General features: G+C 59.0%; 8 protein-coding genes and 2 rRNA genes (1 of these 10 running past the window's edge). 9 read left to right on the top strand and 1 reads right to left on the bottom strand.

Annotation, left to right across the window (positions count from 1 at the left end; genetic code table 11):
* From AB4N91_RS23295 to AB4N91_RS23260, 8 genes are all read left to right on the top strand, one after another.
* Window positions 1-1761 (top strand): 23S ribosomal RNA (locus AB4N91_RS23295) (it extends 1131 nt beyond the left edge of the window).
* A 158-nt stretch (window positions 1762-1919) separates the two neighbouring features.
* Window positions 1920-2035 (top strand): 5S ribosomal RNA (rrf, locus tag AB4N91_RS23290).
* A gap of 156 nt (window positions 2036-2191) precedes the next feature.
* Window positions 2192-5644 carry an exodeoxyribonuclease V subunit gamma gene (gene recC / locus AB4N91_RS23285; RefSeq protein ID WP_460111806.1) on the top strand — a complete coding sequence of 1151 codons (3453 nt, stop codon included), beginning with the start codon at window positions 2192-2194 and terminating at the stop codon, window positions 5642-5644.
* Window positions 5641-9330 (top strand): exodeoxyribonuclease V subunit beta, encoded by a 3690-nt coding sequence (gene recB / locus AB4N91_RS23280; protein ID WP_154914026.1) that lies wholly within the window; start codon window positions 5641-5643, stop codon window positions 9328-9330. Before recC ends, recB begins: the two co-directional genes overlap by 4 nt.
* Complete coding sequence (gene recD, locus AB4N91_RS23275) at window positions 9327-11438, top strand: exodeoxyribonuclease V subunit alpha (protein ID WP_154914024.1); 2112 nt, start codon at window positions 9327-9329, stop codon at window positions 11436-11438. The genes recB and recD overlap by 4 nt, the downstream gene beginning before the upstream one ends.
* 113 nt (window positions 11439-11551) lie before the next feature.
* On the top strand, window positions 11552-12127 hold the full coding sequence (locus tag AB4N91_RS23270; protein WP_154502959.1) for a YfiR family protein: 576 nt from the start codon (window positions 11552-11554) through the stop codon (window positions 12125-12127).
* A complete protein-coding gene (locus tag AB4N91_RS23265) occupies window positions 12124-13392 on the top strand; it encodes a diguanylate cyclase domain-containing protein (RefSeq protein ID WP_102595235.1) in 1269 nt (422 codons plus the stop codon). Before AB4N91_RS23270 ends, AB4N91_RS23265 begins: the two co-directional genes overlap by 4 nt.
* A 6-nt stretch (window positions 13393-13398) precedes the next feature.
* Entirely contained in the window at window positions 13399-13902 is a 504-nt protein-coding gene (locus tag AB4N91_RS23260; RefSeq protein ID WP_010463740.1) for an OmpA family protein, read from the top strand.
* On the opposite strand, the gene AB4N91_RS23255 is transcribed toward AB4N91_RS23260, so the two are convergent.
* A complete protein-coding gene (locus AB4N91_RS23255) occupies window positions 13899-14846 on the bottom strand; it encodes a LysR family transcriptional regulator (RefSeq protein ID WP_010463739.1) in 948 nt (315 codons plus the stop codon). The two genes, AB4N91_RS23260 and AB4N91_RS23255, sit on opposite strands and share 4 nt — an antisense overlap.
* A 163-nt stretch (window positions 14847-15009) precedes the next feature.
* On the opposite strand from AB4N91_RS23255, the gene AB4N91_RS23250 reads away from it, so the two are divergent.
* The gene (locus tag AB4N91_RS23250; RefSeq protein ID WP_010463738.1) at window positions 15010-16536 is read left to right on the top strand and encodes a CoA-acylating methylmalonate-semialdehyde dehydrogenase; all 1527 of its coding nucleotides are present in this window, start codon (window positions 15010-15012) and stop codon (window positions 16534-16536) included.
* Window positions 16537-16546: the final 10 nt, after the last annotated feature.

Genomic DNA, 16546 nt, shown 5'->3' with positions numbered 1-16546 from the left:
TCAAACCATACACCGAAGCTACGGGTATCACTTAGGTGATGCGGTAGAGGAGCGTTCTGTAAGCCTGTGAAGGTGAGTTGAGAAGCTTGCTGGAGGTATCAGAAGTGCGAATGCTGACATGAGTAACGACAATGGGTGTGAAAAACACCCACGCCGAAAGACCAAGGTTTCCTGCGCAACGTTAATCGACGCAGGGTTAGTCGGTCCCTAAGGCGAGGCTGAAAAGCGTAGTCGATGGAAAACAGGTTAATATTCCTGTACTTCTGGTTATTGCGATGGAGGGACGGAGAAGGCTAGGCCAGCTTGGCGTTGGTTGTCCAAGTTTAAGGTGGTAGGCTGGAATCTTAGGTAAATCCGGGATTCTAAGGCCGAGAGCTGATGACGAGTGTTCTTTTAGAACACGAAGTGGTTGATGCCATGCTTCCAAGAAAAGCTTCTAAGCTTCAGGTAACCAGGAACCGTACCCCAAACCGACACAGGTGGTTGGGTAGAGAATACCAAGGCGCTTGAGAGAACTCGGGTGAAGGAACTAGGCAAAATGGCACCGTAACTTCGGGAGAAGGTGCGCCGGTGAGGGTGAAGCATTTACTGCGTAAGCCCATGCCGGTCGAAGATACCAGGCCGCTGCGACTGTTTATTAAAAACACAGCACTCTGCAAACACGAAAGTGGACGTATAGGGTGTGACGCCTGCCCGGTGCCGGAAGGTTAATTGATGGGGTTAGCTAACGCGAAGCTCTTGATCGAAGCCCCGGTAAACGGCGGCCGTAACTATAACGGTCCTAAGGTAGCGAAATTCCTTGTCGGGTAAGTTCCGACCTGCACGAATGGCGTAACGATGGCGGCGCTGTCTCCACCCGAGACTCAGTGAAATTGAAATCGCTGTGAAGATGCAGTGTATCCGCGGCTAGACGGAAAGACCCCGTGAACCTTTACTATAGCTTTGCACTGGACTTTGAATTTGCTTGTGTAGGATAGGTGGGAGGCTTTGAAGCGTGGACGCCAGTTCGCGTGGAGCCAACCTTGAAATACCACCCTGGCAACTTTGAGGTTCTAACTCAGGTCCGTTATCCGGATCGAGGACAGTGTATGGTGGGTAGTTTGACTGGGGCGGTCTCCTCCTAAAGAGTAACGGAGGAGTACGAAGGTGCGCTCAGACCGGTCGGAAATCGGTCGTAGAGTATAAAGGCAAAAGCGCGCTTGACTGCGAGACAGACACGTCGAGCAGGTACGAAAGTAGGTCTTAGTGATCCGGTGGTTCTGTATGGAAGGGCCATCGCTCAACGGATAAAAGGTACTCCGGGGATAACAGGCTGATACCGCCCAAGAGTTCATATCGACGGCGGTGTTTGGCACCTCGATGTCGGCTCATCACATCCTGGGGCTGAAGCCGGTCCCAAGGGTATGGCTGTTCGCCATTTAAAGTGGTACGCGAGCTGGGTTTAGAACGTCGTGAGACAGTTCGGTCCCTATCTGCCGTGGACGTTTGAGATTTGAGAGGGGCTGCTCCTAGTACGAGAGGACCGGAGTGGACGAACCTCTGGTGTTCCGGTTGTCACGCCAGTGGCATTGCCGGGTAGCTATGTTCGGAATAGATAACCGCTGAAAGCATCTAAGCGGGAAACTAGCCTCAAGATGAGATCTCACTGGGACCTTGAGTCCCCTGAAGGGCCGTCGAAGACTACGACGTTGATAGGTTGGGTGTGTAAGCGCTGTGAGGCGTTGAGCTAACCAATACTAATTGCCCGTGAGGCTTGACCATATAACACCCAAGCAATTTGCTGACCTGAAAGGGCACCAGATTGCGGTGTGTGAAGACGAAATGAACCGAAAGTTCGATTGTTCACAAACACCGAGATCTATCACATACCCATTCGCTGGAGCGTGCGCCGTAAGGCAAGCGACCTGGCTACCGAATTTCTTGACGACCATAGAGCATTGGAACCACCTGATCCCATCCCGAACTCAGCAGTGAAACGATGCATCGCCGATGGTAGTGTGGGGTTTCCCCATGTGAGAGTAGGTCATCGTCAAGATTAAATTCCGAAACCCCTATCTGCGTATGCAGGTAGGGGTTTTGTTTTGTCCGCAGGAAAGTTCGTACAGCAACATCGGACGGCTCCCGGCTGTCACAGTCTCCCGACAATGCTAAGGTTCGGCCCTAGCTTTTGTATTTTTCCAAGGAAGCCTTTATGCCGGACGCGACGTCCCTCAGTGCTGGTTTTATGGTGGTTCACGGTAATCGCCTGGACGAGTTGCGCAGTCTGGTGGTCAGCTGGATGCGCCGCTACCCGCTGGCTCCCTTGGAAAATGAAATCGCCCTGGTACAGAGCAACGGCATCGCCCAGTGGCTGAAACTGGCTCTGGCTGAAGACCCTGAAGAAGACGACATGGGTGGCTGCGGCATTGCGGCAGCCATCGACGTTCAACTCCCAGGCAGCTTCATGTGGCAGCTCTATCGCATGGTTCTGGGTCGTGATGAAATTCCGGTCAAATCCCTGCTCGATAAAGCTCCACTCACCTGGCGTCTGATGCGTCTGCTTCCCCAGTTGATCAATCAACCGCACTTCGAACCGCTGCAACGCTTCCTTACCAATGACACTGACCTGCGCAAACGCTACCAACTGTCCGAGCGGCTGGCTGATCTGTTCGACCAATACCAGGTATACCGGGCCGACTGGCTTGAAGATTGGGCGGACGGTCGTCATCAATTGCGAAACGGCCGAGGCGAAGCCAAGCCCCTGACCCCAGCCAACTGCTGGCAGGCAGAGTTATGGCGGGCTCTGTTGCTGGATGTGGGTGAGCAAGGCATGGCGCAAAGCCGTGCCGGTGTTCATCAACGGTTCATCGAGCGCATCAACAGCCTCGACGTGGCCCCCAGCGGATTACCTTCCCGGGTCATCGTTTTCGGGATCTCCTCTCTCCCGGCGCAAGCGCTCGAAGCTCTCGCCGGACTGGCGCGATTCAGCCAGGTTCTGCTTTGCGTACACAACCCATGTCGTCATCATTGGGCAGACATCGTCGCCGATAAAGACCTTCTGCGGCATCAATACAAGCGTCAGGCTCGCAAGAGCGGAATGCCTGTCGTGCTTGATCCGCAAACCCTTCACCAACATGCTCACCCGCTATTGGCGGCATGGGGCAAGCAGGGGCGGGACTACATCAATCTGCTCGACAGCTACGACGATCCCAACAGCTACCGCTCGGCATTCCGTGATGGGCGCATCGACTTGTTCAGTGATAGCCAGCCACAGACCATGCTCAACCAGTTGCAGGACGACATCCTTGAACTGCGCCCCTTGAATGAAACCCGCGAGCTCTGGCCGCCTGTCGATCTCAATCAGGACGAATCCATTCGTTTCCACATCGCCCATAGCGCCCAGCGCGAAGTGGAAATCCTCCACGATCAGTTGCTCGCACGCTTCAGTGCCGATCCAGACTTGAAGCCTCGCGACATAATCGTGATGGTTCCGGACATCGACAGCTACGCTCCGCATATCCGTGCAGTCTTCGGTCAACTTGATCGCTTCGATCCGCGCTTCATCCCCTTCACACTGGCGGATCAAGGCCAGCGCGGTCGTGATCCGCTGCTGATTGCTGTCGAGCATCTACTCAAACTGCCCGACAGCCGTTTCCCCGTCAGTGAGATCCTCGATTTGCTGGATGTTCCTGCACTGCGCGCTCGCTTCGGTGTCGAGGAACGTGACCTGCCCACCCTGCATCGCTGGATCGAAGGCGCTGGTATTCGCTGGGGGATGAATGCCGAGCAGCGCGCGGGTCTGGGTTTGCCTCAAGAACTGGAGCAAAACAGTTGGCGTTTTGGCCTGCGCCGGATGCTGCTTGGTTATGCCGTCGGCAGCGCCGCTGCTTGCGAAGGCATTGAGCCTTACGACGAGATTGGCGGTCTGGATGCTGCGCTCATCGGTCCTTTGGTTGCACTGCTGGACGCGTTGGAGATTGCCCATCAGGAACTGACTCAACCTGCACCGCCTAAGCAATGGGGCGTCAGGATGCAAGCTTTGGTGCAGTTGTTCTTCCAGGCCAGCAATGAACATGACGACTACTTGCTGGGTCAACTCGAAGAACTGCGGGAAACCTGGCTCGAGACCTGCGAATCAGTGGGCTTGCATGATGAGCTGCCCTTGACCGTGGTCCGTGAAGCCTGGCTGGCAGGCCTCGACCAGGGCCGGCTGTCCCAGCGTTTTCTGGCCGGAGCCGTCAACTTCTGCACCTTGATGCCGATGCGGGCGATCCCCTTCAAACTCGTCTGTTTGCTCGGGATGAATGACGGAGATTACCCGCGTGCACAACCGCCGCTGGACTTTGATCTCATGGGCAGCGATTACCGCCCGGGTGATCGTTCCCGGCGCGAGGATGATCGCTATCTCTTGTTGGAAGCCCTGTTGTCGGCACGTGACCAACTCTATATCAGTTGGGTCGGCCGTAGTATTCGGGACAATAGCGAGCGCCCAGCCTCGGTACTGATTGGTCAACTGCGCGATCATCTTGCCGGTGGTTGGCGATTACAGGTCGACAGTGAAAAGCTGCTGGAATCGGTGACTCAGGAGCACCCGCTGCAACCCTTCAGCGCACGCTATTTTCATGAAGGTAATGACCTGTTCAGTTTCGCAAGCGAGTGGCAGGTGCTTCATCAAGCCAGTGAACAGGCAACGGACATCAAGCCCCTTGATGCCTATGTTCAGGAAGAGCCGCTGAGCCTCGGTCAATTGCAGGATTTCCTGCGCAATCCCGTGCGACATTTTTTCAGTCAGCGACTCAAGGTGTTCTTCGAAGCGGCTGAAGCCCCCTTGGCCGACGAAGAGCCCTTCGTACTCGACGCTCTCCAACGCTATAGCCTCAGTGACAGTTTGCTCGAAGCGGCGCTCGGGCAACTGGATCACGTCGATCATGCGCTTGAGGCCCGTGCTAAACGTTTGCAAAACAGTGGGCTCTTGCCCATGGCCGGTTTCGGCGAATGCCTGCAGCGAGAGTTGATCGAACCGCTGCCGGATCTGTTGCAGCGTTATCAACAACTCCTTACGTTGTGGCCAACGCCGCTGACTAGTGCGTTGCCTGTGAATCTGGAACTGGAAGGCCTGCGCCTGGAAGGCTGGCTCAGTGGCCTGCACCAGCGTGCGGATGGTGGCCTGTTGTCGATTACCACGATTCCCAACAGCATTGGTTCGATCAAGACCCGCAAGTGGCATCGGCTGACGCGACCTTGGGTCAATCACCTGGTCGCTTGCGCCAGCGGCATGTCGATGACCACCGCGCTGGTCGCCAGTGACGACAGTCTGCTACTGGCCCCTTTGGAGCAGGGCGCTGCACGTCATGCCTTGAGTAACCTGTTGCAAGCATGGCAAACCGGCATGCGCCAACCCCTGCCGATTGCCGTGAAAACCGCCTTCGCGTGGCTCTCTCAAACTGACCCGGCCAAAGCCGACACCGCTGCTCGCAAGGCCTATGAAGGCGACGGTCAAACCACCGACGGCGAACGCCGCGAAAGTCCGGCACTCGCACGACAGTTCCCTGATTACGACGCGCTGACCGCCGAGGAGACTTTCCCCGATTGGTGCAACGCTTTGTACAAACCGATGCTTGAAGCCCCCTGGCGTTCATTGACCAGCGAGGAGGCGCGCTCATGACCACGAAAACACCGCTGGCCCTGGCTTTTCCCCTGAGCGGCAGCCAACTGATCGAAGCCAGCGCCGGTACCGGCAAGACATTCACCATTTCTGCGCTGTACTTGCGTCTGGTCCTTGGTCACGGTGGCGAATCGAGTGGGTTTGGGCGTGAACTCTTGCCGCCGCAAATCCTCGTGGTCACGTTCACTGATGCCGCGACTAAAGAGTTGCGCGAACGTATACGTACCCGACTGGCCGAAGCGGCCCGATACTTTCGGGACGAGACCCAGGCACCCGATAGCCTCATCGCGGAGTTGCGTGACCAGTACCTCCCGGAACAGTGGTCCGGCTGTGCAAACCGTCTGGACATTGCCGCGCAGTGGATGGATGAAGCCGCCGTCTCGACCATTCACAGTTGGTGCCAGCGCATGTTGCGTGAGCACGCGTTTGACAGTGGCAGCCTGTTTACCCAGACCCTGGAAACCGATCACAGCGACTTGCTGGGTGAAGTCCTGCGTGATTACTGGCGGCTGTTCTGCTATCCGATGCAAGGTGATGCGCTGAACTGGGTGCGGGGTAATTGGGGAGGGCCAGCGGCGTTATTACCGCGAGTACGTAGTTTATTCGCCAGTGAGCGTGACAGCACTGAAGGCAAGGAGCCTGCCGAGCTGATCGCCGAGTGCTTGCAGGAACGGCGACTGGCCTTGCTCGAACTCAAGATGCCCTGGCGCCAATGGGCGGACGAACTGCTTGCCATCTGTCACCAAGGTGTTGCGAGCAAAAGTGTCGATGGTCGAAAGATGCAGGCACGTTATTTCGAACCCTGGTTCGAAAAGTTAAAAGCATGGGCTGAAGATGAATCCCTTGAGCAACTGGATATCGGCACGGGCTTCACTCGCCTGACGCCTGACGGCATGGCCGAAGCCTGGAAAGGCGACGCCCCCAGTCATCCGGGGCTGGACGCCATGCCCGGGCTCAAGGCCAGCCTCGACGGCTTGCCAACCCCCGACGCGGCCGTTCTGCAACATGCTGCGCAATGGGTCGGGGCACGGTTCGAAGAAGAAAAACGCCGCCGCGCGGAAATGGGTTTCGACGACATGTTGCTGCGCCTCGATGCGGCGTTGCAATCCGAGGGTGGTGAACGCCTGGCGACCTTGATCCGCGAACAGTTTCCGGTGGCGCTGATCGATGAGTTCCAGGACACCGACCCGGTGCAGTACCGGATTTTCGAAAGCATCTATCGCATCGAAGACAACAACCCTGAAGGCGGCCTGTTTCTGATCGGCGATCCCAAGCAAGCGATCTACGCCTTTCGTGGCGCCGACATCTACACCTACTTGCGAGCCCGCCAGGCCACCGCCGGCCGTCTGCATACCCTGGGTACGAATTTCCGTTCCAGCCATGGCATGGTCAATGCGGTGAACCATGTGTTCGAGCGCGCGGAGTCTCGTGAGCTGGGGCGCGGCGCGTTTCTGTTTCGTGAAAAGAACGGTGAGAACCCGGTACCGTTCCTGCCCGTCGAGTCCCAAGGGCGCAAAGAAGTTCTGCACATCGATGGCCAGCTCGTGCCGGCTCTGAACATCTGGCACCTGTCCGCCGATCAGCCGCTGTCCGGCGTGGAATACCGACAAAAACTCGCCGCCGCGTGCGCCAGTGAAATCACCGCGTTACTTAATGGTGGCCAGGAAGGTCGTGCAGGTTTCATTGAGAAGGACATGGACTTCCGGAGCCTGCTACCCGCAGACATCGCGATTCTGGTTCGCGACGGCAAAGAGGCCCAGGCCGTGCGGGGCGAACTGTCTGCACGCGGGGTGCGCAGCGTTTATCTGTCGGACAAGGATTCGGTGTTCGCCGCTCAAGAAGCCCACGACCTGCTGACCTGGCTCAAAGCCTGTGCCGAGCCGGATGTCGAGCGACCGCTGCGAGCCGCATTGGCCAGCATCACGCTGAACCTTTCCCTGGCGGAACTGGAGCGGCTGAATCAGGACGAACTGGCCTGGGAAGCGCGGGTCATGCAGTTCCGCGGTTATCGCGAGCTGTGGCGCAAGCAAGGCGTGCTGCCCATGTTGCGGCGCTTGCTGCATGACTTCCAGTTGCCTCGATCGTTGATCGCCCGCAGCGACGGTGAACGGGTACTGACTAACTTGCTGCACCTGTCCGAGTTGTTGCAACAAGCCGCTGCGGAGCTTGATGGCGAGCAAGCGCTGATTCGTCATTTGTCCGAGCATCTGGCGTTGTCCGGTCAGGCCGGCGAAGAACAGATCCTGCGTCTGGAAAGCGACGAGCAACTGGTTAAAGTCGTGACCATTCACAAGTCCAAGGGCCTTGAGTATCCCTTGGTGTTTCTGCCGTTCATTTGCTCGGCAAAACCGGTGGATGGCAGCCGTTTGCCGCTGCATTACCACGATTCAAACGGCAAGGCGCAGGTGACTTTAAAACCGACTGCGGAGTTGATCGCCCTGGCCGATGATGAACGTCTGGCGGAGGATCTGCGTTTGCTCTATGTCGCCCTGACCCGGGCGCAACATGCCTGCTGGCTGGGTGTGACCGATCTCAAGCGCGGCAATAACAACAGCTCGGTGCTGCACCTTTCTGCATTGGGTTACTTGCTCGGCGGTGGTGCCCCTCTGGCCGAGTCCGCAGGTTTGAAACGCTGGCTCGAAGACCTCCAGCAGGACTGCCCGGCGCTTCTGTACGGTGATATGCCGCCAGCGACGGCCGAGCATTATTATCCGCCACGCAATGACGCGACGTTGCTTGCGCCGCTGATACCCAAGCGCAAGGCCAGTGAAAACTGGTGGATTGCTTCGTACAGCGCTTTGCGTATCGGCGACAGTCTGAGCGTGGGCAGTGACGAGGCCCCGGAGAATCCGCAGGCGCAAAAGCTCTTTGACGATGAACGTCTCGATCCGCAGGCGCCACGAGAAGTGGCCGTCGGTGGTGCCGATATCCATCGGTTCCCCCGCGGCCCCAACCCCGGCACCTTTCTCCATGGTTTGCTGGAGTGGGCCGGTGATGAAGGTTTTTCTGCTGCACCACAAGTCGTGGAAGATGCCATTGCCCGCCGCTGCAACCGCCGAGGCTGGGAAGGCTGGATCACCACGCTGAGTGATTGGTTGCAGCACTTGCTCAAGTCTTCGTTGCACCTCGGCGGGGGGCAGCCTCCGGTCGTGTTCGAGCAGCTCACTCAATACCGCGTCGAGATGGAATTCTGGTTCGCCAGCCATAAAGTCGACGTGCTCAAGCTCGATGAACTGGTGCGCCAATACACCCACAACGGCGTCGCCCGGGTCGCCGCTGAACCGGTCTCGCTCAACGGCATGTTCAAGGGTTTCATCGACTTGACGTTCGAACACGACGGCCGATATTACGTTGCCGACTACAAATCCAACTGGCTGGGCCCTGATGACGCGGCGTACACCGAGCAGGCCATGGAGCAGTCGATTCTCGACAATCGTTACGACCTGCAATACGTGTTGTACCTGCTGGCCCTGCATCGCCAGCTCAAGGCGCGGCTTGCCGACTACGATTACGACCGGCATGTCGGTGGCGCTCTGTATTTGTTCTTGCGCGGCACACGGGCATCCACCCAGGGCGTCTATTTCTCCCGTCCGCCCAGAGAGCTGATCGAGCGTCTGGATCGACTCTTCCAGGGCAAGCCAGAACCCAAGGCCGAACCCGCCTGGGAACAGGGAGTATTGTTATGAGCCGCACCTTCGCCGATTTGCTGCCCACGTCATTGGCAGCCGAAACCATGGCGGATCTGGCACCCCTGAGTCGTGCCGATGACTTGTTGCTTTTACTCTCGCGCTGGGTCGAACGCGGCTGGCTGCGGGCGCTGGACAAAGCCTTCGTGGCCTTCCTCCACGAGCTTGCCCCCGACGACGATCCGTTGGTGTTGCTTGCCGCCGCATTGACCAGCCACCAACTGGGTCACGGCCATGTCTGCCTGGACCTGTTCGAGACGCTCAAAGAGCCGGATTTTGCCCTGTCGCTGCCACCCGAAGGCGATCTGCAAAGTGGTGCGATGCTGTTGCCGTCGCAACTGCTTGAGGCGCTGGATGGCGCCCATTGGTGCAAGGTCCTGGCGTCCAGCCGTCTGGTGGCTCTGGCGGTCGATGGTCGTGATGCTGCGCAATCACGGCCCTTGGTGTTGTCGGGCAAGCGCCTGTACCTGCGTCGCTACTGGGTTTACGAAAGACGCATCGACAACGCCCTTCGCCTGCGCCTGGCTGAACACGAAACAACGCCGAATGACTTGCCCCAGCGACTCACTGGTTTATTCGGTCCAGCCAGGCCCGGCGAAGTGATCGATTGGCAGAAACTCGCCTGTGCCCTGGCTACCCGCAGTGCGTTCAGTATCGTCACCGGCGGCCCGGGGACCGGTAAAACCACCACGGTCGTGCGGTTGCTGGCATTGCTCCAGGCGCCAGCGGTGGAGGCCGGCAAACCGTTGCGAATCCGCCTTGCCGCACCCACCGGTAAAGCGGCGGCACGGCTGACAGAATCCATCAGCCAGCAAGTCCGGACGCTGGAAGTCGATGAAAACGTAAGAAACAAGATCCCCTCTGACGTGACTACCGTGCACCGCCTGCTTGGCAGTCGCCCCGGTACCCGGCACTTCCGTCACCATGCCGGTAATCGCTTGCCGCTGGATGTGCTGGTGGTGGACGAAGCCTCGATGATTGACCTGGAGATGATGGCGAACTTGCTCGACGCGATGCCGGCCCATGCCCGGCTGGTGTTGCTCGGTGACAAGGACCAACTGGCATCGGTGGAGGCCGGCGCCGTGCTCGGTGATTTGTGCCGCGACGCCGAGGCCGGTTGGTACAGCCCGCAGACGCGCCAGTGGCTGGAGACGGTCAGTGGTGAAAGCCTGCTGGCCAGCGGTTTGCAGGAAGACACTGACGCGACTCACCCCCTGGCCCAGCAAGTGGTGATGCTGCGTCACTCGCGCCGCTTCGGTGAAGGCAGCGGCATTGGCCAGTTGGCGCGATGGGTCAATCAGCAGCAACCGGAGGAAGCCCGCACGTTGCTGGCTGCTCGAAGTCACGCCGACGTGTTTTCCCTGCCCCTCAAAGGTGAGCACGACCGGGCGCTGGAACACTTGCTGCTCGAAGGCCATGGCGACGGACCGCAAGGTTATCGCCACTACCTGAGTGTGCTTCGCAGCCAGCGGCCACCGCTCGACAGCCTGCTCGAAGACTCCCGCTGGACCGATTGGGCGCGTCAGGTATTGCAAGCTTTCGACGCCTTCCAGTTGTTGTGCGCGGTACGCAAAGGGCCATGGGGCGTGGAGGGATTGAATCAACGTGTAACCGCCGCGCTGCTCAAGGCTCGAGTGATCGACAGCGACCAGCAGTGGTACGAAGGTCGACCGGTATTGATGACGCGTAATGACTATGGCCTGGGGTTGATGAACGGTGATATCGGTATTGCCCTCAAACTGCCGGAACGTGATGGGCCTGAGGCTGGCAAGCACGTACTGCGTGTGGCGTTCCCGCGCAATGATGGCCAGGGTGGCGTGCGATTTGTTCTACCGAGTCGACTCAACGATGTCGAGACGGTTTATGCCATGACCGTACACAAATCCCAGGGCTCGGAGTTTGCCCATACGGCGTTGATTCTGCCGGATGCGCTGAACCCTGTACTGACCAAGGAGTTGATCTACACCGGGATCACCCGGGCCAAGAACTGGTTCACCTTGATCGAGCCACGGGCCGGAGTGTTTGAGGAGGCCGTGCGGCGCAAGGTCAAGCGCTTGAGCGGGTTGATGCTGGAGTTGGACGATGGGGTTGAGCCGAGCCATCGATAGGCTGGCGTGTACGCCGGAAACTGTCCGAAGTGCCGTAGTGCACCGCCTCGCTGGGGGGTAAACGCTATGCTATCGTTGCGACATTATTTCGTAACATCGAAGAGAATCCCCGCATGAAGGTGGCTGTCTGGACGACAGGGCGCGTCGTTAGCCGCAAGCAAGTGCTGCTCGCGGGGCTCCTCTGCTTGCTGACCGGTGTCGTGTTCGCTCAATCGGAAACCCCGGTGAGCATGGCCGACCAACGTGCCAGATCGGTCACTCAGGTTGTCCTCGGGATTCTCAGTTATGCGCGCTGGCCTGTTGAGCCTGCGCAACTGCGGCTGTGCGTGGTCGGCCCCACCGAATACACCGACGACCTGGTCAAGGGCACAACCCAAGCCACCGGCCGGCCCGTCAATGTGCGCCGGCTGTTGGCCGACAATCCGTCGATCGTCGGTGAGTGCGATGCGGTGTACATCGGCAAATTGACCGACGACGAGCGCCGCCAACTCTTTGCTTCGCTGACAGGACGCCCGGTGTTGAGCATCAGCGAGAGCGATGATCAATGCACCGTCGGCAGTCTGTTTTGCCTCAGGGTCACTGATGATCAGGTATCTTTCGAGGTCAACCTCGATTCCGTCGCCCGTAGCGGCGTGCGCATTCACCCCAGTGTGCTGCAATTGTCCCGCCGCAAGCCGGCGGCGCCATGAGTCTATTCAAACCGGGTAGTCGTCCAACGTTGCGCTCGGTCATTGGCCGGGGACATTTGATCGTCGCCCTGGTCGCCGTGGCCATGGCCAGCGTCTCGCTGACACTGCTGGGTGTATTGGCGTTGCGGGTGTATGCCGACCACAACCTGCACCTGATCGCACGCTCGATCAATTACACCGTGGAAGCCGCGGTGGTGTTCAACGACAAAGCCGCTGCCACTGAGGCCCTGGCATTGATCGCCTCCACTGAAGAAGTCGCTGACGCCAGGGTGCTGGATGAAAAAGGCCGGTTACTGGCCCGTTGGCAGCGACCGGAAAGCGGCTTGCTCTCTGATCTGGAATTGCAGATCGCCAAAGCCTTTCTGGAAAAACCCATCGACATGCCGATCGTTCATCAAGGTCGGGAAATCGGCAGCATTCAGCTCACCGGTCACGGTGGCAGCTTGATGCGTTTTCTGCTCAGCGGCCTGATGGGCATTATTCTGTGTACGGCCATCAGCGCCTGGGTCGCACTCTATCTGGCACGCCGACAACTTCGCGGAATCACGGGGCCTCTGCGAAGCCTGGCCGCCGTAGCCCACGCCGCCCGCAGCGATCGAGCCTTCGACCGGCGCGTGCCACCCGCCGATATCGCTGAACTCGACAACCTGGGCAACGACTTCAATGCCTTGCTTGATGAACTCGAGTCCTGGCAGACCCACCTGCAAAGCGAAAACGAAACCCTGGCGCACCAAGCCAGCCACGACAGCCTCACCGGATTGCCAAACCGGGCGTTTTTCGAAGGCCGTCTGATGCGTGCACTGCGCAATGCTCACAAGCTCAATGAGCGCGTGGCCGTGCTGTTTCTCGACAGTGATCGATTCAAGGAAATCAATGACAGCTTCGGTCATGCCGCCGGCGACGCCGTGCTGGTTGCCGTCGCCAACAGGGTTCGGGCGCAGTTGCGTGAAGAGGATCTGGTGGCGCGGCTGGGCGGTGACGAATTTGCGGTGTTGCTGACGCCGCTGCATAAAACCGAAGACGCCGAGCGGATCGCTGACAAGATCCTTGCCAGCATGGAAGAGCCCATCCCGTTACCGGGTCATACCCAGGTTCTGACTTCACTCAGTATCGGTATCGCCGTGTACCCGGATCATGGTGCCACCCCGGGCGCATTGCTCAATGCCGCCGATGCGGCGATGTACCAGGCCAAGCGCCTTTCCCGAGGTGCGCAGCACACGTCCGGGGCGGAGCACCCGGTCGCCCACGTACACACCAGGAGCTAAATTGCCGTGTTCTCAATTACCCAGCGTTCCCCGCGATTTTTCGCAATCACCTTGTTCATGGCCGTCCTGGCATTGACCGGGTGCCAGACCGCACCGCAAAAGGGGCTGACCCCGGCGCAAATCACTGTACTCAAACAGCAAGGCTTCGAGCTGACCGATGAGGGCTGGGCGTTCGGTCTATCCGGCAAAGTGCTGTTTGGCAGTGACGATGACAGCCTGAACGCCGCCAGTACCGGGATCGTCCAACAGATCGGCAAGGCCTTGCTGGGTGTCGGCATCGAGCGAGTGCGGGTCGACGGTCACACGGATGCCTCGGGCAAAGAGTCCTACAACGAACAACTTTCCCTGCGTCGCGCGAAAAGCGTCGGCAAAGTGCTGACCACGGTGGGCATGAAAGAAGAAAACATCCAACTGCGCGGTCTTGGCAGCAGTCAGCCGGTGACGTCGAACGACACCGCCTCTGGCCGCACCGAAAACCGCCGGGTATCGATCGTGGTGAGCGCCGATTAGTCAGCGAACAACATCTCCCGGCTTTCGCCCATCAACAGACTCTGATTCTGCTCGGTGACCGAACGGATGTAATCCCACAACAGGGTGATCCGCTTGAGCTTCCTCAGATCCTCCCGGCAGTACATCCAGAACTGCCGCGTGATGTTGATCTCTTCCGGCAACACCGGAAGCAAGCGCGAGTCCTGCGCCGCGAGGAAGCACGGCAGAATCGCCAATGACCGTCCTTGCTGCGCCGCCACGAATTGTGCGATCACGCTGGTGCTGCGCAAGTTGGCGCTGGCGCCGGGCAACACATTCGCCAGGTACAACAGCTCCGAGCTAAACGCCAGATCGTCGACATAACTGATGAATGAATGCTTGCCCAAATCTGCCGGGCGGCGGATCGGCGGGTGCTTGTCCAGATAATCCTGCGTCGCATAAAGCTGCAGTTTGTAGTCGCAGAGTTTGCAGCAGACGTAAGGGCCATGTTCCGGGCGCTCCAGGGCGATGACGATGTCCGCCTCGCGCTTGGACAGGCTGATGAAGTGCGGCAGCGGCAGGATGTCCACCGAGATCGCCGGGTAGGCGTCGACAAAATGGCTCAGCTGCGGGGTGATGAAAAAACTGCCGAAGCCTTCGGTGCAACCCATGCGCACATGCCCGGACAGCGCCACGCCGGAGCCTGAAACCTGTTCGCAGGCCATGTGCAGCGTGCTTTCAATCGATTCCGCGTAACCGAGCAATCTCTGACCTTCGGTGGTCAGGACAAAACCGCTGGTCCGGGACTTCTCGAACAGCAATGTACCCAATGCCGCTTCCAATGAACTGATGCGCCGCGACACGGTGGTGTAGTCCACCGCCAGGCGCTTGGCCGCCGTGCTGGCCTTGCGGGTGCGGGCGACTTCGAGGAAAAACTTGAGGTCATCCCAGTTCAATGAGCCTAACGACGTGATGTTTTTTTGCATGATGGACCGGCTTTTATGTGCGTTCTTATTAGAAGTTTGCACATCTATACTCCAAAAACAGTCCGACAACCAATTCGCGACACACGCCTCATCTCAAGGCTGCTATCTCGCCTTGGCTCTCAAGATAGTTCTCTAGATAACAACAACGTCCCGGAGACCCAACATGAACGCATCGCTCACGCCAAACGAAACCACTGTGCAAACGGTCAAGCTGTTGATCGACGGCGAGTGGGTCGAGTCCCAGACCACCGAGTGGCACGACATCGTCAACCCGGCCACCCAGCAAGTGCTGGCCAAGGTTCCGTTCGCCACCGCGCAGGAAGTGGACGCCGCGATCAGTGCTGCCCATCGCGCCTTCCAGACCTGGAAGCTGACGCCGATCGGCGCGCGGATGCGCATCATGCTCAAGCTCCAGGCGTTGATTCGCGAACACTCCAAGCGCATCGCCGTGGTGCTCAGCAACGAGCAGGGCAAAACCATCGCCGACGCTGAGGGCGACATCTTCCGCGGTCTGGAAGTGGTCGAACACGCTTGCTCCATCGGCACCCTGCAAATGGGTGAGTTCGCCGAAAACGTCGCCGGCGGCGTCGATACTTACACCCTGCGTCAGCCCATCGGCGTTTGCGCCGGCATCACCCCGTTCAACTTCCCCGCGATGATTCCGCTGTGGATGTTCCCGATGGCCATCGCCTGCGGCAACACCTTCGTGCTCAAGCCGTCCGAACAGGACCCGATGTCGACCATGCTGCTGGTGGAACTGGCGATCGAGGCCGGTGTTCCGGCGGGTGTGCTCAACGTGGTGCATGGCGGCAAGGACGTGGTGGACGCGCTCTGCACCCACAAAGACATCAAGGCTGTTTCCTTCGTCGGTTCGACTGCGGTCGGTACTCACGTCTACGACCTGGCCGGTAAACACGGCAAGCGTGTGCAATCGATGATGGGCGCGAAAAACCACGCCGTGGTTCTGCCGGATGCCAATCGCGTACAAGCACTGAATGCGCTGGTCGGCGCCGGTTTCGGCGCAGCGGGCCAACGTTGCATGGCCACGTCCGTGGTGGTGCTGGTGGGCGCGGCCAAACAATGGTTGCCGGACCTGAAAGCGCTGGCGCAAAAACTCACCGTGAATGCCGGCAGCGAGCCGGGCACTGACGTTGGCCCGGTGATCTCGAAAAAAGCCAAACAGCGGATTCTCGACCTGATCGAGAGCGGCATCAAGGAAGGCGCCAAGCTGGAGCTGGATGGTCGCGACGTCACCGTTCCAGGCTTCGAGAAGGGCAACTTTGTCGGCCCGACCCTGTTCTCCGGCGTGACCCCCGAGATGCAAATCTACACCCAGGAAATCTTCGGCCCGGTGCTGGTGGTCCTGGAAGTCGATACCCTCGATGAGGCCATCGCACTGGTCAACGCCAACCCGTTCGGCAACGGCACCGGCCTGTTCACCCAAAGCGGTGCGGCCGCGCGCAAATTCCAGACCGAAATCGACGTTGGCCAGGTCGGCATCAACATCCCGATTCCAGTGCCGGTCCCGTTCTTCAGCTTCACCGGTTCGCGCGGCTCCAAACTGGGCGACCTCGGTCCGTATGGCAAGCAAGTGGTGCAGTTCTACACTCAGACCAAGACGGTCACCAGTCGCTGGTTCGATGACGACAGCGTCAACGACGGTGTGAACACCACCATCAACTTGCGTTAAGGAGCGGGAC

The sequence above is a fragment of the Pseudomonas sp. H3_D04 genome, assembly GCF_054669175.1.
Note: the sequence above shows the minus strand (reverse complement) of the source record. Positions and strands in the feature narration are given on the sequence as shown.